We start from the raw sequence: 17,393 nt of genomic DNA on the forward strand, positions 1-17,393 counted from the left end.
AAATTATTTTTTGATAAACTTTTTAGTAATTAACTGATCTGTATCATTCACTTGAATAGTGTACAAGCCTGGTTTTAAGCCTGAAATGTCTAGTTCTTCGCTAGGATTTTGTTTTTGCAGGATAATTTTCCCCTGACTGTTGTAAATTTTGAGATTAGTCAATACACCTGCATTTTTGAGATATAGCTTGTTTTGTGCAGGGTTAGGGTAAGGTTGGAAGGAGTGTCTTTCTAGTGCTTCATTGACTTGGTTTTCATTCATTCTGGCAGCGGCATTGCTTGATTTAGTGATTCTAAACCAGTTGATATTCCAGCCGCCGCTTTGCGCGTAAATACCAAAATCATAGGTGCCAGCATTTATATATACTGTATGGTAAACGCTGCTCCAGTTTTGCCATCCGCCAGTGGCAGGAATACTCACATTTCCTAATACGGTAGATCCGGCATTCAGATCTGCAGATAAAGTCCCTCCATTTTCACTGGCTATTCGGTACTCTATTTGATAATAACCTGAAGAAGGAATATTAATGCTACTATAGGCCATCCAGTCACCTGTATCTATGTAGCCCACATTGAGTCCGCCGCCAGCATCAGTAGTGCTTTCTTTTTGTACCCCACTCATAGAAGAGTAATTTTCGGCCTCTGTAAATAGTGAGAAGTTGTTACCATTAGATTTTTGATAAACTCTTACATAATCTACGTACATATTGGCGGGAAGGGCTCCGTTGTCTATTTCCCATTTTGGCCAATTGCCGCCAACAGCCATGTTTAATAAAATGAAAAATTCATTATGAAATTCATGAGTGCCATTTATACCATTAGCAATGTTGGCTTCATGGTACTGGTTTCCATCTAAAAACCATTTGATTGAATTTGAATCCCATTCAATTGCGTAAACATGGTAATCAGTTACATTGGTATTGGTATGTCCACCATAAGAAACCTTATTGTTGTTATTATCAGACCAGTGGATAGTGCCATGTACACTAGAGCCAGTGTTTACATGCTCCATAATATCAATTTCACCACAGTAAGGCCACCGTACCTGATCAATGTTGCTACCGAGCATCCAAAAGGCAGGCCAAAGCCCCTGAACGGAAGGTAAAGCTATTCGGGCTTCTATTTTACCATACTTGAAACTCTTTCGGCCCTTTGTTATCATTCTGGCGGAAGTGTAGGGGTCACCTCCAAAGTTTTCCTGGCGGGCGGTGATTACAAGTTTGCCATTTTGTACTGATGCATTTTGAGATCGATAATGTTGCAATTCTTCATTGCCCCAGCCACCACTGCCAGTTTCAAAAACCCAATCATTGCTTATGCCATTAGTAAACTCATCTTGCCATACAAGCTGCCAGCCCTGAGATCGCGAATGCGTGCTTAGGCCGAGACACAGAAAGCCTGACAATAATAAACTTAGTATTGGTATACTTTTCATAAAATAGTTATTTAAAGTTATTAAATCGATTTAGCCAACTTTAAACAAGATATGAAGGCTGCATGCAAGCAGCCTTCATAAATATTTACTTTTTAATGAATTTTTTGATGATTTGTCTTTCTCCCTGTTGCACCTTTATCAGATAAAGGTCTGAGGGTAGGTCAGAGATGTTGATCTCTTCGCCCAGGTAAGGTCTGTTATTTACGATTATTTTACCTGTTTTATCTATGATACTGTAAGTAGCATCTTGATAATCTTGATTAAGTCTTAGCTCGATCTTACTTTCTGCTGGGTTTGGATATAGTACAGTTTCTTCAAGGGCCATTTTGTTTTCAATGGCTTTATCTGATGAATTGCGTGCTGCTGAGGCAGATGACTGTTTAGTGATTTGCCACCAGTTGATATTCCAACCTCCGGACTGAGCATAAATGCCGAAGTTATAAGTACCAGCCTCTATATATACTGTATGAGATACTGTAGTCCAGTTTTGCCATCCTCCGGTAGAAGGTAAAGAAAGCATACCTAGTACAGTGGTGCCTGAGTTTACATCCAGTGAAAGTTTACCTCCACCACTTTCGCTAGCCACGCGGTATTCTATAAGATAAGTGCCAGATTCAGGAATATTTATACCATTATAGGCCATCCAGTCGGTAGCTTCTATATAACCTACATTTTGACCTCCTTCAGAGCAATTTTCTAGCTCAACACCTTGCATTGAACCATAATTTTCTGCTTCTATAAACTTAGAAAAACCAGGGTTACCTCCGCCGTCATTTCCATCAAAACCACCAAGGGTTATTTTTATGCTGGAAGGGCTGGGGGTATGTACGGTAGCTGATTGATCAAAAACATCGTCGTAGGCAAAAGCATACGTCTGACCTTCGAAACTGATATCTTCTCTGTGGAAGAACTTCGCGTACCAGTTGTAAGGCCATGTTTGGTAATACTTAGAAGCGTTGCCGAAATCTTGAAGCACCCCAGATGGCACGTTTAGATCAATAGCATGACGAGTGATTGCAGCTACAAACTGAGCTTGCACTACTAAATCCCATTGTCCGCCAGAAGCCATTACACCACTGCCTTCCATGGCCTCTTCTGTAGTTGGTTTACCAGGAATGGTAGCTACTTGCCCGTCACTGTCTCTGGTAAACACAAACTGATTTCCTCCTTGTACACTCCCTCTCCATACACCGGCTTGTCCTGAGTTGAAGACTAATTGCTGACTTGAATATTTGCTCCAGATAGCATCTATATACCCCTGAAAGAAATTATTTGGAAAGGAACTGTTTTTAGTAGGAAACTGAATGATACCTTCTGAGTTATCCAGTAGCCCTTGAAATTCTGTAGGTGCATTGTTTTGCCATTCAGATAGGATTTCGGCATGAGCTTTTTGTTCTCCAACTTTTTTATAAAAGTTGTTTCCCCACACTTCTAAGCCCATAGGAAACTGATAACTGTCTACCCTGGTAGTATTACACCATAGTCCATTATTATTATATGTGAGCTCAATTAGCTCATACTTTATACCCTGATTAGGATCTGTTGGGTTTTCCAGGTTTGGGGCTGCATACCCGCTAGTAGCGCCCGAATGCCCGAAAAAGTATAGGTATAATTGGCTTTCGAAGGCAATCATAATCCTACATCCCGCTATTTTAGGGATGTTAATGGTGTTGTTGCTAATATCACTAAGCTTTCTGAAACAGTTGGCATAGAGACCATTATTACCAGGACCTTTATTGCCTCCGTAAACAGGACCCTGTACGGTATTGTACGAAGAATTCATGGGATTTACCTGTCCTGTCACTGGGTCTACCCATACGTGGCCGTCAGTAATCCCTACTATCCCAACGTATACTTCGCTATCAGGATAAGGTGAGTTGTTGACGACTTGATAGGGTAGTGTTTGTGCCCAAGCTTGGGCTGAACATAAAAGAAATAAAATAACCGCCAATATTTTATGGCAGTTCGCTAATCGGTAATGCTTTACTTGCATGATTTAATTAGGTTTAAATGAAAAAATGGAACAAGCGTTACTTTCCCCAATATAAGATTGGGTAGCAACTAGGTTAATAGCGTGAGAGTACTATGTATTATCTTGGGTAAGCTGGTACTTAGGGTTGCAGGTGATGTACTAAGATTGGTGTACCAGATTGTTGAATTGATAGATAGTAATATTGTGACATATAAATAAAGGTTTTGGTTGAACGCTTTAAAGATGTCATAAAAATACTTAGGAGGGGCATAATGTGTTACTACAAAAACACATCTAAGGCTAAAAGCTAACCTTACAAAAATACATCAGCTATGCGTAACGGAAATGTATTCAGTGAGTTATGGCAGTTTTTTTAATACAGTATAATATCGAAATATTTAAAGTATTTACGGTTGTTGATAACCGTATTTAATACTATTCCTTGGTTTAGGATAACGCTTTATAAAATATATCTTAAGTTAATGAATCTTGATTAAAACATAAATTATTTTATAAAAATAATTTATTTAAGAAGTTTACTCTATTTAAAATAGATTTATAAAAGTGATTTTATATTTTGAGAGAGGTGTTGAGAAGTAGAGTGAAGGTTTATAAATAAGGAGGAGCTTTTGAGGTACTTATGACTATGAAGCATTAAGTAGAAAGGAATTTAAATTCAATAAAACCTGAAAGCTTCAGGTGCGTTATAAGGGTGCAAGTTTAAACTTTAATTAAATTTTCAAATGAGCGATTTAAAAGGAAAAGTAGCATTTATAACAGGTGGAAGTAAAGGAATAGGGTATGGGGTAGCGGCCTCGCTTTTAAAAGAAGGCGTGAAGGTAGCTATAACCAGCCGTTCTCAGAAGGCAGCAGATGATGCAGCTGCTAATCTTGGATCTGATGACGTACTGGCACTTGAGGCAGATGTACGTAGTTTTGATTCTCAAAAGCAAGCGATTCAAAAGACAGTTGATAAGTGGGGTAAGATAGATGTGCTGGTGGCTAATGCAGGTTTAGGTCATTTTGCATCCATAGAGGAGCTTACCGCTGATCAGTGGCAAGACACAATTGATACTAACTTAACCGGGGTTTTTTATAGCGTAAAAGCTTCATTAGAAGCCTTGAAAGAAAGCAATGGTTATATTATTACCATTTCCAGCTTAGCAGGAACTAATTTCTTTGCCGGAGGCTCGGCTTATAATGCTAGTAAGTTTGGTCTTACTGGTTTTAGCCAGGCTATTATGTTAGATTTAAGGAAATATGGCATTAAGGTATCTACTATTATGCCGGGGTCCGTGGCTACTCACTTTAATGATCATACGCCTAGCGAAGAAGATAGCTGGAAGATTCAAATAGAAGATATTGGAGAAATAGTAACTGATTTGGTGAAAATGAATCCAAGGACACTTCCAAGTAAAATTGAAGTAAGGCCTACAACACCTCCTTCAGCTAAATAACAATAGATTAAAAAGGGCTAGATAAAGGCCCTTTTAATATCTGCTCCTCTCATTATTTATTTAGAAATAGTATCTTCATGCTTTATGAAGTTAGGCAGGTCGTTTTTAATGGGGGGTAGGTTTCACATTACACTCCTTTCCTTTACATTTTTGATGGTCTTTGCAGTGCTTTTTCACTATAATGGTGTAAAGTATGTAAATGATTCTCATAGGTATATCGAATATGCAGAAAGTCTTAAGAATGGCTTCTATATAGAAGCTCACAACATCTGGTATTTTGGTTATGTGATCTTCATTTATCTCATCAATATTTTTGCAGGCAAATCGCAGTATCTTATCATAGTCATGGCGCAATACCTACTGTGTTATTTCGCGCTCATACTATTGTATAAATCAGTTGTGCTATTGTTTAAAAATAGACTTTCAGGTCTTCTAGCAGGTTTTCTTTTTATTGCGCAAATAGAAATAATAAGCTGGAGTTCTTACTTATTATGTGAGTCACTATACATAAGTATGATATGTTTTTCTTTATGGGCGGGTATTAGCTGGTTTCAGGGAAAGAGAAGTTGGAGGATGTTATTGTTGATGCTTTTTCTTTTTCTGTTCACTTTTATAAGCAAACCTACAGGCATAGCCTTGCTTGTAGGCATAGGAGCGCTGTTAGTCAGAGAGTTTTGGCGGAGGCTGAATAATCGGTGGATTAAGGCCATATGTCTTGCAGCTTCGCTGATTTCTTTATTGCTTTTGGTAAATCTGATGCTGTCAACTTTTACTCTTATGAGAGATTATCAGTCGGGAGAGATCATTTTTGCTATTAATACAGTTCCTTATCAGCCTTCATTTAAATATTTGATAGTAGAAGTACCACAGCATTTGAATATATTATCGGATCACTATCCTCCTTTAGTTCGTTTAGTGCATTTTATAGCGAGTAACTTTAATTATTGGATAAAAATAAGCTCGATAAAGGTATTTTATTTTATACTTCATATAAGGCCTTATTGGTCTTTATGGCACAATTTATATAGTCTAATATTACTTCTTCCTCTTTATTTGTTTTGTATTAAAGCTTTGTTTAATAAACTGTTGCCAGTAGAGGTCAGGTTGTTTTCAATTACATACATAGTCATCCATACCCTCACGGTTGGAATGACAACCGTAGATTGGGATGGTAGATTTTTAATGCCCGTATTGCCTGTAATATTTATACTTTCGTCCTATCAGATTATAGTGCAATTACAAGGTCGCTGTAGTTGGCTTAATTATCAGTAAGTATATGGTGTTGGGTGTGTCTTTTATTTACCACTAGTTTAAAGGTACTCTGAGAAAGCCCTACAGACATATAGGATAATAATGTATATATGAAATAAGACATGCCTACCATTTCTAACGTTTCTTCTACCGTACATAGTAAGCCGTAGGTTAGATCTTTACCTCCATTGCTAGAAACATAGCTGCTACCTACCATTTCCATGCCTAGCGCTCCAAGAAGAAAAATAGCCGCTGAGACAATGAATTTTTTTGTGTAGCTCTTAGGTAAAGAAAAAAGGAATTTTATGTAGTAGATACCTATCAGTAAGAATATGATGCCGTAGGGTATGACCCAAGCATAATAAAACATTCCATCCAGGTTGAAAAAATAGCGCATAGGACCAATAAGAATTTCGTGAATAGAAACCGCTTCATCTATAGCGAGAAATGCGAAAATAAGACCCAACCCAAACCATTGTTTATAATATGAACTTGCCTTCTTGCTTCTGGCAATGTAAATGAGTAGCACCGAAACACTTAGCAGTAATAGAGATGAAAAGTAACTAGGAATGTTTTGTTCAGTATCAAAATCAATTAATCTAATTACGTGCTCCTCCAAATCGGGGTATTCTGTAGTATACTTTACAATATTACCCACAATACTTAGAATTAACAGCAATATTACACAGGTGATGAGAGTGCGCAATACTTTTAGAGGGTGTAGTGTTACTTTCATGCGAAATAGATTAAAGTTTAACCAATAATAAGACGATTGTATGAATTTAATAATCTCTTAACAAATTCTTAACATCAGCAAGTGTTTTTAGTTATAAATAATTTAATAACAAGGTCTATAATTAAAATAAATATTGCTTAAATTATGTCTTGTAATAATTGCCTTCTCTCATGGACAAAACATATTACCTACACAGAATTCAGTCTGAATTCCCCTTCTTGCAAGATTTGAAGTTCAAGACACGCCTTTTTCTAAACAGATTAATGAATAAGGTACATGATCAAGATTTTGAAGCCATACGGCTGTTTTTTAATGAGCCGGGAAAAACATTTGTGGATATTGGAGCGAACAGAGGAGAGGCGGTAAATTCTATATTTACCTGTTGCCCTTCTGCTAAAATAGTCGCTTTTGAGCCTAATAAATTTATTTATGATAAGCTGCTAGTTGGAGTAAGAAAGGATAAGAGAAGACATTTTATGGCTTACAATTATGGTCTTTCCAGTAAAAGTGGAGATTTCACCTTATATGTTCCTTATTATAAGAAGTTCATGTATGATGGTTTGGCAAGTTTGCATTTTGAAAATGCAAGTGATTGGTTGGAAAATAGAATGTGGTATTATAATCCTAAGCACTTATCAGTGAAAGAATGTAAGGTGCAATTGAAGTGTTTGGATGATTTTAAACTCAACCCATATTTTGTAAAAATAGATGTTCAAGGCCACGAAATTGAAGTGCTTAAAGGAGCGAGAAAAACACTTGAGACAAATAAGCCTGTGCTTTTAGTTGAATCTCCTGATGATGCAGTGGTGCAGTTTATGACAGAACTGGGCTATGATTACTTTATGTATTCTCAGGGAAAATTTTTTAAACATGAAATGGGGTCTGTAAATACCTTCTTCATTCATGAAGTTACTGCTGATAAACTGCCTATGGCAAGCTGAATAAACTTTTGTTTATTTTTTCTTTTATTTAACTTTTCCGAGGTCGGTCTGTTATTAATAATAGCTATGTAAAATTAAAATAGATATAATTATGGCAGAAGTAACTATAGAGCAGGAGGTATTTAAGACGATTAATCCTGCCACAGGAAAAGAAATAAATAACTATCCAAAAATGTCTGACAGAGAAGCTGAAGAGGCTGTGAATAGATGCCATGAAGCATTTTTGTCATGGAAGCTGGAGTCAGTAGAAGAAAGAGCTAAAATAATTGCCGCAATCGGTGAAAAGCTTACAGAACGCAAACAGGAGCTAGCCAAGCTCATGACTAGCGAGATGGGTAAGCTTGTAAAACATGGAGAGCAGGAAGTAGATCTTTGTGCTGCCATTTGTAAATGGACTTCAGAAAATGGCCCTGAGCAATTGAAAGATGAGGAAAGGGAGTTGCCCAACGGAGGTAGAGGCGTAGTAACTTACTCTCCAATTGGTGTTATTTACGGTATTCAGCCTTGGAACTTTCCAGCTTACCAGGTGGTGAGATATGCTATTGCTAACCTAATGGCTGGTAATGGTGTGTTACTGAAGCATGCGGAATCAGTTACTGGTTCAGCTCTATTGCTCTCAGAGATATTTGAAGAAGCAGGTTTGCCGGAAGATCTTTTTACAGTTTTAATAATTGATCATGATCAATCAGATGAGGTTATTAAAAATGATAAGGTAAGAGGTATTACGCTTACAGGTAGCTCTAATGCCGGTAGAATAGTGGCAGAGCAGGCAGCCAATCAGCTCAAGAAAACCGTAATGGAGTTAGGCTCTAACGATGCCTACATCGTTTTAGCAGATGCAGACCTAGATAATGCAGTGAAAATGTGTGTTATGGGTAGAACTTATAACAATGGAGAGGTTTGTGTAGCGGCTAAAAGGTTTGTTGTGGTAGATGAAATCTACGAAGATTTTAAAAAGGCCTTTGTTGAAAAAATGAAAGCATTGAAAATTGGTGATCCTACCAGCGATGATGTGCAAATAGGTCCGATGTCACGAAAAGATCTTAGAGATGATCTACATGATCAGGTGAAGGAGAGTGTAGAGAAAGGTGCTAATGTGTTATGTGGAGGTGAAATTCCTGATGATGAAGGTTTTTATTATCCTGCTACAGTGCTTGACAATGTGCAGCCTGGTCAGCCTGCTTATGATGATGAGCTTTTTGGGCCAGTAGCCTCATTAATTAGAGCGAAAGATGATGAAGATGCTATGAGAATAGCTAATGATAGCCGATTTGGTTTAGGAGGAGGTATATTCACGAAAGATGTGAAAAAAGCCACTGAATTAGCTAAGCATCATTTTGATACAGGTATGATATTTATCAATGGTTTTGGCTTAGCCCAGCCGAACATGCCTTTCGGAGGTGTGAAAAATTCAGGGTACGGTCGTGAGCATGGAGGTTTTGGTATGAAGGAATTCGTTAATGCCAAGGCAATTAATATAATGCAAGAATAAAATGTTTGGTTGCATAGAGAGGACAGTCTTCTTTATGCAACCTTTTTTATAATAAAAATCTATCCTTCCTCATTTGTAAGCCCTTCTTTACCTGATAATTGAAGCAAAATTCTGTTAAGACTTCGTAAAGTAATGCCTAAGTAATTGGCCATATCTTGCTTAGAGATGATGTTAAATAAGTCAGGTGTTTCATTCAATATTTTCATTAAACTATTTTCTGTCGCATGCGAACCCTGAAAAGCATGTCTTTGCGCTTTGTAGCTTATTTTTTGGGCTAAAGAGTTCATGATCAGCTGATTGAATTGAGGATCACTGTTAAGTAAATTGGCAAAATCCTTATGGGGAAGCTGGTATATGTGAAGTTCTTGGAGTGCCTCTATAGAACAAAAGCTCACAGTATGTGTGAAGAACTCTATTTCACCAAATATTTCCCCAGCCCCGAAAAATTCCTGAATAAAATCCTTTCCATTGGCTTCTGAGCGATAACATTTCACTAAGCCTGACTGAATAATAGATATGTGATTCACATTTTTATTCTGAGAAAGTATAATCTCTCCCTTATTAAATTCCTTCGTAATAAATACTTCACTCAGGTTTTGAGATATGTATTTTAAAATATTTTTGTTTTCTCTAATCATTTTTGAGCCTTGGGACAAATGTCCTTTTTAGTAAAAATAAATTAATGTCTCTTTGTAGCACATTTAATCGATTGAAATTTATGAATATGGAAAGATTGTTAAAGCAAATAGAGTTTATAAAGCAGATTGATCAGCTGAAATATATCGCCAGAAAAACTAAGCTATTTAATAGTGATCGTCATGAAAATGATGCGGAACACAGCTGGCACCTCGCTATGATGGCTATGGTTTTGCTAGAGCATGCCAATGAAGAGGTGGATTTGTTAAAAGTAATAAAGATGGTACTCATTCATGATATTGTAGAGATAGATGCTGGAGACACTTTTTTATACGATACCAGCAAAGATCATGTGAATACAGAAGAAGAACTGGTGGCAGCTAATAGAATTTTCGGATTGTTGCCGGAGGATCAAGCTGAGGAGTTTATAGCTATTTGGAGAGAATTTGAGGCAGCTGAAACCAAAGAAGCTAAGTTTGCCAAGACTCTGGATCGCTTTGAGCCAGTTTTACAAAATTTATCCAACCAAGGCGGTACCTGGGCAGAGTATGATGTAGAGCTATCAAGGATTTTTCAAAAAATCGGGGTTATAGAAAATGGCTCTGACTTTATTTGGGAATATACCAAAGAAGAAGTACAGCAATGTGCTGAGAAAGGTATTATTCGTAATAAATGAAGGAATGCAGGTTGGAAAAGGCAGTGGCTAAGAAAGTTTAACCAATAGCCTTTTTTTGATTTAAATATTAATCTTCTTATCAAACTCATTAAGCTGTAGGGAGATGTTGATCATTTCATATGTCTTTGCCAGAGTTTTTTGTATCTATATTTTCTTCTCTATTCTAAGTCCTTTTTAAAATACTTAAGGAAGTACCTTTAATGGTTTGAAATAAAATTGGCACTAATTGTCTTTTTTTTAATTGTTTAATTGTCAGATTTTTAGTTTTGTAACCTATTTATTTTTTGAAGTTAAATAGTGGAATCGTGTTTAATGCATGGTTGTTGATTTGATTTCAATATTACATTTAAGCTTATCTATATTATACTATTTATATATAGTAGGTGCTATTTTTAAAATTAAATAAAATTAAAAAATGAAAAGGTATAAGGCTTTAATTCTTCTGTTACTGATCGTACTGTTCTCTTCATGCGGAGAAGATGATGACCCTCAAGCTAATAATGAAACAGGATATAAAGTGAAGCATATCAATCATTTGATTTACACTGTTTTAGGAGATAATCAGAAGGGGAGACCTGGAGAATTTTTAGATAAGGGTATTCAGCTAAGTGTTAGGCGATATAGGGGTGATCTTACAAGCAGACAATATTCATTTTATTTGGATGATACTACAGGGTATATTGAGCTGTGTCCGTCTGATATACTTATAGATAGTGTAAGCATCTTTTGGAGACTAGGCACTAGAGACGAAGTTCAATACCTAACTATAACTGATGAGCTAAACTGTGATGAGAATTGGAATTGTGAGCCACAACAAATTTTCAGAGTTAAGGCTACTGCTGTTAAACCTTGATGAAAAACAATATTTATAACTTTTAATAAACCCAATAGATTAATTCAAAATGAAAAAAATAATACCGATTTTTTTAATGCTTCTATCAGTTAGTGTTTGGGCGCAAGATGCCAGTACGGAAGAGGGAAAAGATACGATTCAATTCAGGCCTATAGCAGGTGAAAAAACGCTTGAACTTCAATTTGCTCCATTCGGAGATGATCCAATAAGTATAAATGGAATAAAAATGAGGTGGTTTAAATCAGAAAGGAAAGCTTTTAGATTAACAGCTAATCTAGGTTTTGTTACTAGTAAAGACATTACTCAGCAAGAGGATGATGACTTGGGGTTAAAGGAATTGGCAAGTAGAAATTCTAATTTAGATATTAGTCTGAAGCCAGGATTTGAAAAGCACTTGAAAGGAACTGAGAAATTGTCTCCTTATTTTGGGGGAGAGGTCGACTTGATGTATAGAAGGACCAAGATGAAAGGCGAGTTCCAAGAGGGGGAATCAGTGTACTACAATGAAATAATAAATGAAGGAGGCTTTTTTAGAGTAGGACTTAATGCCATTGCCGGATTTGATTTTTATGTAGCAAAAAAATTATACTTGGGGGCTGAGGTTGGTTATGGTGTTAGCTTCAGAAAAGACCTTTCTGTAAAGCTTAAAAGCAATTATGAAGATTTTGAAGAGCCAGAACCTGCTAAGGATGGGTTTTCATTTGCTGCGGGAGCATTTACAGAAGCTCAAATCAGGTTAGGGTATACCTTTTAAAGATATTAATTATCATCAATCTTCTTATCAAACTCATTAAGCTGTAGGGAGATATCCTTTAAAACCACAGAGAAACTCTTTGTGGTTTTTTCTAGATGTTCAATAATTTCTTCTTTTTGCTTGTGAGTAGTTCTTTCATCATTAAAAAGATTCAGCAAGCCCACCAAAGTAGTGTATGGTGCTCTGATATCATGCGCGAGATTGTGCTGGTATTGAGATATTTGTTTTAATGAAGCCTTCAGCTCTTGAGTTCTTTGATGAATCAATAATTCTAGGTTAGTGTTAAACTTTGTGATTTCCTGATTCTTTTCTTCTAGGAGTTGGTTTTGATAAGCGATTTTATCTCTTTGTTGATCTGATTTCTTCTTCTGGAGTGCGATTATGTTGTTTCTATTTTTTATGCGAGTGTAAGCTTTGTAGCTAACGGCAATAAGAATGATTAATAATATTAATAAACTGAGAAGTAAAAATTGTTGAATTTTTGCTGACTTCAACTTTTCTTCCTGTTTGAAAATAAGCAACTCATGCATTTCTTTTTGGGCTGCAAAGGCGGCGCTATCAGCTGCAGCTTGTTTTTCATACTGATATTTATATCGCTGGTTTACTACTACTTCAGTGTTTCTTGCGCTTTCCAGTGAGTCTTTTGTGCTGGAATATAGCTCTAGCATAGTTAAGGCATCGTCATATTTTGATTGTTGCTTGTAGCTTTTATAAAGTATTTCGGCTGCATCTTCTATTTCAATGGCTGAGTTGATGTTTTGAGCCTGTTTTAGTGCTCTTTGTCCAAAAGAAATGGCACTGTCATAATTTTTGAGTTCGTAGTAAGCGTATGCAAAGTCATTTAAAGCATGGGTTACACCTACTTGATCATGAAGCTGACTGATGATTTGATAACTTTTGCTATAGTACTCTAAAGCTTTATTGGGCTGGTCTTTTGTGAGGTATATCTGACCAATATTACTCAATGCATAAGCTCTTTCTCTAGGTAGCTCATGCGCTTCTGTTAGTTCAAGTGTCTTGTTGAAATAGGAAAATGCCAGGTCATGTTTTTCCATATTGGCATACACTGCTGCTAAGTTCTGATATGAGGCGACTAATACTTTTTTTAGCACCTTATTATTTTGAAAGTCTGGTAAGCTATTGATTAGATCAATGGCAGATTGATAATTTTTAGTGGCACTTTCAAAATCATCTTGGCTATCGTTGATCATGCCCAGATTATTCAGAGTGGCAGCCATTCCTTTTATGTCATGAATGTCTTCTTTAATCTTCAGGCTTTTATAAAATTCCTGAGACGCTCGAGCGTAATCACCCATCATGTAATAAGCGGTTCCCAATGTATTGAGAGCGGTAGCCATTTGTTGCTTGTTGCCTATTTGTTTGGCAAATGAAAAGTGAAGTTTTGCATAGTAGCAAGAGCTATCAGGTATGGTGAATAGGTAGCCCTCCCAGGCCAATTCGTTTAGTGTGGCAAACCTCGTGCTGTCAGGAAGATTTGAGTTTAAAGCCTCTTTTAGACTATCCACATTTACATCCTGTCCATAGAGAAAAGTGATGCAATAAAGCATCATAAAAAGTACCAGATATTTCTTCATGTTATCTACTAGCATTTACACGACAGAAGTTGAATAATTGGTATAAATCCTGTCTGTTATACCTGGTATAGGTTGATTGGCTTACTGATTAATTTGCGAAAATATGAAAAAAATTTCAGACGCAATTTTTGTACTGGTTTCTATATATTCTTTTTCTTCTTCAGAGGTGTCATCAAAAGCTTTTGGGTCAGTATATTTTAATGATATTCTTTGATCTGCGAGAGGAATGAAAGGGCAGTTTTCTTCGGCGTGAGAGCAGGTTAAAATGGCAGCGAAATTACTTTTTCCCTCTTCAGGTGTGTTGTATAGCTTGGAGTAGGCTATTATAGGTTGTGATTCGGAAGAGTAGCTCACCTCGTAAAAAGGATTATTGCCGTGCCCTGAGTTGATTTTGAATCCTGCTTTCTCAATGGCTTTTACCGCTCTTGGGTTAAAGGCGGTAACTTCAATGCCGCCAGAGAAACAGCTAATAGGCAGGTTGTAATAAAATGCTGCAGTCTGTGCCCAAATTTGAGAAAATTGACTTCTTCGCGAGTTATGAGTACATATAAAATTGAGCTGTACTTTTTCTTTCTCATCAATTTTCTTTTGTATATAATCGCTGACCTCTCTGAGTACTTTCAATCTAGGAGCAGCTATGGAAAGTTTTAAAATGTCCTCCACAGTTGCTCTTAGATCAGCATATATTAAATCTTTATTCATCGCTATTATTTAACAACAGCCAGAACCTGGGGTGCAGCTATTTTGCTGAAGTTCGGCCAAGCTTACTTTTATTTTATCGATTTTTTTATTCCCTGGTTTCTGTGCAAATACGGTAATACTGTAAATGCCTGTACCTCCATTATTAAATTCCTCAATTTCTGTTTCATTCAAATATTTGGCTAAAATATCAGTAGGAATAGAAATGGCTTTTTCTTTTTGTATAGTGATGTTTGAGAAGCCGGCGTCTTCAATATGTTTCAAATACATTTCTTTCTGAATGGCTCCAGAAACACAACCAGCATACATTTCGGCGTCGTTTTGTAGTGCGGGCGGCAGCTCACCCACAAGTACTATATCAGAAATGCTGAAGTGGCCACCAGGTTTTAAAGCTCTGAATATTTCTTTAATGACTTTTGGTTTGTTAGGTACCAGGTTAAGTACGCAGTTGCTCACTATTACATCAGCTATGTCATCATTAACCGGCATGTCATCAATGTCTCCTTCTCTAAATTCAACATTGTTATAGCCCAGCTTGTCCGCGTTAATTCTAGCTTTTTTAATCATGGCCGGGGTAAAGTCTATGCCTATTACCTTACCTTCCGCTCCTGTTTCATGTCTGGCTACAAAGCAGTCATTTCCAGCTCCTGAGCCGAGATCAATCACAGTGTCTCCTTTTTGAATCTGGGCAAATTGGGTGGGGAGTCCGCAGCCAAGCCCAAGATCGGCATCGGCAATATAACCATCAGTTTCTGAGTAATCATCAGTCATAATGTTATATACTTCTTTTGATGATGGAGTAGCTCCACAGCAAGAAGAGGCGTTTACAGCAATGTTTTGCTCTGCTATTTGAGAGTATTTTTCTCTCACTTCGCTTTTTAGTTGTTCTTCAGTTTTCATAATAAAATGTTATTGCAATATTACGATTAGTGTTTTGAAATTTTTTTAACAGCACGAACCCTTAAATTGATCAAATAAGGTGTTGAATTGTGCTTGTACTTGCTTCCAGCGTCCAGGATTAATGCAATAGTTCATTCGGGAACCTTCTATGGTGCCTTGAATAATGCCTATTTCTTTTAATTCCCTCAAATGCTGGCTAATGGTTGCTTGTGCTAAGCCCAGTTCTTGTACCAAGTCGCTATTAATGCAGGCGTTAGCCTTAATCAAATGCTCTATAATAGCTACCCTGGCTGGGTGAGAAAAGGCTTTAGCTACAGCGGCCATCTCGTTTTGTACTTCTGAAAATAAATCTGCCTTTGTAATCCCCATAGTATAATTGTATATCGCAATATTACGATAAAAGTTTTGTGATATCAAAATGAATATTCATCTGCGTAAAATTTATGTTCTAAACATAATGATTTTACTGCCTCATAAAAGTATTTGTTTGGAATTCAGATAAATCAACTTGTTGCAGTATAATTAATAGCCTCTGAATTTTACGTGCTCCTAGAAAACTGTAATCTTGTGCTTGTTAAACCAATTTAACCAACTCAAAGAAAGCATATGGATAATAAGAAATCAACCTATTTAAATTACGGATTGGGACTGGCATTAGGCTTGGCCACTTTTTTTGGTGGCTGCTCTCCTGAAAAGAAAGAAGCCTCTGAAGAGCCGGCTGAAGATACAATTACCGAAGATAGCGTTAAGCATGAAGAATCATTTGTACAAGTGGCTGAATTTGAAGGGCAGCAAGTTACAGGTGTTACGGTTACTGACCACGGCAGAATATTTGTAAACTTTCCCAGATGGAGAGAAAATGTTAAATATGCCGTGAGAGAGGTGTCTGATGATGGCAGTTCTACACCATATCCTAATGAAGAATGGAACCAGTGGGAAATTGGCGGGGAGCAATCAGATTCAGTTTTTATAGCGGTACAGTCTGTAGTGGCTAAAGGCGATAAACTGTATGTGTTAGATACCAGAAATGTACAGTTTAAAGGGGTTTTAAGTACTCCCAGAATTTTTGTATTTGATTTAAATACTAATCAGTTAGCGGATATATTTCTGCTTTCTGAAGAGGCCTATCATTCTGATTCATATACCAATGATTTAAGAATTGATGAGAAAAATCAAATGATTTATATGACCGACTCAGGTCACGCAGGTCTTATTCTTTATAATATGGCTACTGGTGAAAGTAAGCGAGTGCTAGATAATCACGAGTCTACATCTGCAGAGGTAGATCATCTCACTATAGATGGCAAACAATGGGAAAGAGCGGTAAGCTCTGATGGTATTGCTTTAGATGAAGCCAAAGGGTTGCTGTATTATCATGCACTTTCAGGTTACAGTTTATATCAAGTGCCTACTGATGTACTGATAAATGGTTCTGAAGAGGAAATAGAGGCGGCGGTAGTGGAAGTGATGGATACTTCTGCGCCAGATGGCATGATTCTAGGAGCTGATGGAAATCTTTACCTGGCCGATTTGGAGCATCATAAAATCAACTACGTAACACCTGAAAAAGAAATGAAAACCCTGTATGAGGGAGACAAGGTAAGGTGGGCTGACACCTTCAGTATTTATAATGGATACCTTTTTTATACTAATAGCAGGCTGCACGAAGTGAACGGAGAGGTTGATAAAATGACCTTCTCACTGAATAAAGTCAAGCTCTAGAAATTCTATAATCAATATAAGAATAGCACCTTTAATGGTGCTTTTATACATTGAGAAAAAATGGGTTCATACTCTCTCTAATTGGTGAAAATAAGGTAAAAGCTTGAGTATTGAATAACTGATGGACTTCTGGTTAATTAAAAGTAAATTTTTTTGATACAATAATGAGTTTAATCTGATGTTGAATTTGGGCCATCAGCATATTAATATAACAGTTGTAAAATTTAATTAATGATAAAAATTATGCTATTTTTTTATGCCTATTAAATACTTAG

At 36.8% G+C, this 17,393-nt stretch carries 16 protein-coding genes; 8 read left to right on the plus strand and 8 right to left on the minus strand.

All coding sequences use genetic code 11. From position 1 onward, the window contains the following. Positions 1-3 precede the first annotated feature (3 nt). Positions 4-1,434: a carbohydrate-binding protein gene (locus JL102_RS15840; protein WP_202245403.1), complete on the minus strand. Its 1,431-nt coding sequence runs from the start codon at positions 1,432-1,434 to the stop codon at positions 4-6. Positions 1,435-1,519: 85 nt separating this feature from the next. Beyond that, positions 1,520-3,427, minus strand: coding sequence for a beta-1,3-glucanase family protein (locus JL102_RS15845; RefSeq protein ID WP_202245404.1), 1,908 nt, complete (start codon positions 3,425-3,427; stop codon positions 1,520-1,522). Between the two features lie 722 nt (positions 3,428-4,149). Here JL102_RS15845 and JL102_RS15850 point away from each other — a divergent pair. Continuing rightward, complete coding sequence (locus JL102_RS15850) at positions 4,150-4,863, plus strand: SDR family oxidoreductase (protein WP_202245405.1); 714 nt, start codon at positions 4,150-4,152, stop codon at positions 4,861-4,863. A gap of 84 nt (positions 4,864-4,947) precedes the next feature. Further along, positions 4,948-6,135 carry a hypothetical protein gene (locus tag JL102_RS15855; protein ID WP_202245406.1) on the plus strand — a complete coding sequence of 396 codons (1,188 nt, stop codon included), beginning with the start codon at positions 4,948-4,950 and terminating at the stop codon, positions 6,133-6,135. Here JL102_RS15855 and JL102_RS15860 read toward each other — a convergent pair. Then, positions 6,122-6,850 (minus strand): hypothetical protein, encoded by a 729-nt coding sequence (locus JL102_RS15860; RefSeq protein WP_202245407.1) that lies wholly within the window; start codon positions 6,848-6,850, stop codon positions 6,122-6,124. The genes JL102_RS15855 and JL102_RS15860 overlap by 14 nt on opposite strands. Before the next feature lie 263 nt (positions 6,851-7,113). On the opposite strand from JL102_RS15860, the gene JL102_RS15865 reads away from it, so the two are divergent. Together JL102_RS15865 and JL102_RS15870 are read left to right on the plus strand one after the other, a co-directional pair. Next, positions 7,114-7,791, plus strand: coding sequence for an FkbM family methyltransferase (locus JL102_RS15865; protein WP_202245408.1), 678 nt, complete (start codon positions 7,114-7,116; stop codon positions 7,789-7,791). A gap of 91 nt (positions 7,792-7,882) precedes the next feature. Next, positions 7,883-9,283 carry an NAD-dependent succinate-semialdehyde dehydrogenase gene (locus JL102_RS15870; protein ID WP_202245409.1) on the plus strand — a complete coding sequence of 467 codons (1,401 nt, stop codon included), beginning with the start codon at positions 7,883-7,885 and terminating at the stop codon, positions 9,281-9,283. A 59-nt stretch (positions 9,284-9,342) separates the two neighbouring features. Here JL102_RS15870 and JL102_RS15875 read toward each other — a convergent pair whose 3' ends face one another. After that, positions 9,343-9,921, minus strand: a complete 579-nt coding sequence (locus JL102_RS15875) for a Crp/Fnr family transcriptional regulator (RefSeq protein WP_202245410.1) — start codon at positions 9,919-9,921, stop codon at positions 9,343-9,345. Positions 9,922-10,007: 86 nt separating this feature from the next. On the opposite strand from JL102_RS15875, the gene JL102_RS15880 reads away from it, so the two are divergent. The 3 genes from JL102_RS15880 to JL102_RS15890 all read left to right on the plus strand — a co-directional run bounded on the left by JL102_RS15880 (position 10,008) and on the right by JL102_RS15890 (position 12,202). After that, positions 10,008-10,595: an HD domain-containing protein gene (locus JL102_RS15880; protein WP_237390617.1), complete on the plus strand. Its 588-nt coding sequence runs from the start codon at positions 10,008-10,010 to the stop codon at positions 10,593-10,595. Positions 10,596-11,010: 415 nt separating this feature from the next. Next, positions 11,011-11,448, plus strand: a complete 438-nt coding sequence (locus JL102_RS15885) for a hypothetical protein (RefSeq protein ID WP_202245412.1) — start codon at positions 11,011-11,013, stop codon at positions 11,446-11,448. 49 nt (positions 11,449-11,497) lie between these two features. After that, complete coding sequence (locus tag JL102_RS15890) at positions 11,498-12,202, plus strand: hypothetical protein (RefSeq protein WP_202245413.1); 705 nt, start codon at positions 11,498-11,500, stop codon at positions 12,200-12,202. Positions 12,203-12,207: 5 nt separating this feature from the next. On the opposite strand, the gene JL102_RS15895 is transcribed toward JL102_RS15890, so the two are convergent. The 4 genes from JL102_RS15895 to JL102_RS15910 form a co-directional block, all read right to left on the minus strand. Beyond that, a complete protein-coding gene (locus tag JL102_RS15895) occupies positions 12,208-13,812 on the minus strand; it encodes a tetratricopeptide repeat protein (RefSeq protein ID WP_202245414.1) in 1,605 nt (534 codons plus the stop codon). 66 nt (positions 13,813-13,878) lie between these two features. Then, entirely contained in the window at positions 13,879-14,499 is a 621-nt protein-coding gene (locus JL102_RS15900; protein ID WP_202245415.1) for a low molecular weight phosphatase family protein, read from the minus strand. A gap of 9 nt (positions 14,500-14,508) precedes the next feature. Beyond that, on the minus strand, positions 14,509-15,396 hold the full coding sequence (locus JL102_RS15905; RefSeq protein WP_202245416.1) for an arsenite methyltransferase: 888 nt from the start codon (positions 15,394-15,396) through the stop codon (positions 14,509-14,511). Positions 15,397-15,441: 45 nt separating this feature from the next. Next, positions 15,442-15,765 (minus strand): ArsR/SmtB family transcription factor, encoded by a 324-nt coding sequence (locus JL102_RS15910; protein ID WP_202245417.1) that lies wholly within the window; start codon positions 15,763-15,765, stop codon positions 15,442-15,444. 237 nt (positions 15,766-16,002) lie between these two features. On the opposite strand from JL102_RS15910, the gene JL102_RS15915 reads away from it, so the two are divergent. Continuing rightward, positions 16,003-17,118 (plus strand): L-dopachrome tautomerase-related protein, encoded by a 1,116-nt coding sequence (locus JL102_RS15915; RefSeq protein ID WP_202245418.1) that lies wholly within the window; start codon positions 16,003-16,005, stop codon positions 17,116-17,118. Positions 17,119-17,393: the final 275 nt, after the last annotated feature.

The organism is Fulvivirga sediminis (genome assembly GCF_016757215.1).
Classification (GTDB): domain Bacteria; phylum Bacteroidota; class Bacteroidia; order Cytophagales; family Cyclobacteriaceae; genus Fulvivirga; species Fulvivirga sediminis.

What these genes read in the sequence shown, in the direction of transcription:
- JL102_RS15840 (WP_202245403.1), bottom strand. Translation starts at nt 1,434, where the DNA reads ATGAAAAGTATACCAATACTAAGTTTATTATTGTCAGGCTTTCTGTGT.
- JL102_RS15915 (WP_202245418.1), top strand. Translation starts at nt 16,003, where the DNA reads ATGGATAATAAGAAATCAACCTATTTAAATTACGGATTGGGACTGGCA.
- JL102_RS15910 (WP_202245417.1), bottom strand. Translation starts at nt 15,765, where the DNA reads ATGGGGATTACAAAGGCAGATTTATTTTCAGAAGTACAAAACGAGATG.
- JL102_RS15905 (WP_202245416.1), bottom strand. Translation starts at nt 15,396, where the DNA reads ATGAAAACTGAAGAACAACTAAAAAGCGAAGTGAGAGAAAAATACTCT.
- JL102_RS15860 (WP_202245407.1), bottom strand. Translation starts at nt 6,850, where the DNA reads ATGAAAGTAACACTACACCCTCTAAAAGTATTGCGCACTCTCATCACC.
- JL102_RS15880 (WP_237390617.1), top strand. Translation starts at nt 10,008, where the DNA reads ATGGAAAGATTGTTAAAGCAAATAGAGTTTATAAAGCAGATTGATCAG.
- JL102_RS15895 (WP_202245414.1), bottom strand. Translation starts at nt 13,812, where the DNA reads ATGCTAGTAGATAACATGAAGAAATATCTGGTACTTTTTATGATGCTT.
- JL102_RS15875 (WP_202245410.1), bottom strand. Translation starts at nt 9,921, where the DNA reads ATGATTAGAGAAAACAAAAATATTTTAAAATACATATCTCAAAACCTG.
- JL102_RS15900 (WP_202245415.1), bottom strand. Translation starts at nt 14,499, where the DNA reads ATGAATAAAGATTTAATATATGCTGATCTAAGAGCAACTGTGGAGGAC.
- JL102_RS15850 (WP_202245405.1), top strand. Translation starts at nt 4,150, where the DNA reads ATGAGCGATTTAAAAGGAAAAGTAGCATTTATAACAGGTGGAAGTAAA.
- JL102_RS15865 (WP_202245408.1), top strand. Translation starts at nt 7,114, where the DNA reads ATGAATAAGGTACATGATCAAGATTTTGAAGCCATACGGCTGTTTTTT.
- JL102_RS15855 (WP_202245406.1), top strand. Translation starts at nt 4,948, where the DNA reads ATGAAGTTAGGCAGGTCGTTTTTAATGGGGGGTAGGTTTCACATTACA.
- JL102_RS15845 (WP_202245404.1), bottom strand. Translation starts at nt 3,427, where the DNA reads ATGCAAGTAAAGCATTACCGATTAGCGAACTGCCATAAAATATTGGCG.
- JL102_RS15885 (WP_202245412.1), top strand. Translation starts at nt 11,011, where the DNA reads ATGAAAAGGTATAAGGCTTTAATTCTTCTGTTACTGATCGTACTGTTC.
- JL102_RS15890 (WP_202245413.1), top strand. Translation starts at nt 11,498, where the DNA reads ATGAAAAAAATAATACCGATTTTTTTAATGCTTCTATCAGTTAGTGTT.
- JL102_RS15870 (WP_202245409.1), top strand. Translation starts at nt 7,883, where the DNA reads ATGGCAGAAGTAACTATAGAGCAGGAGGTATTTAAGACGATTAATCCT.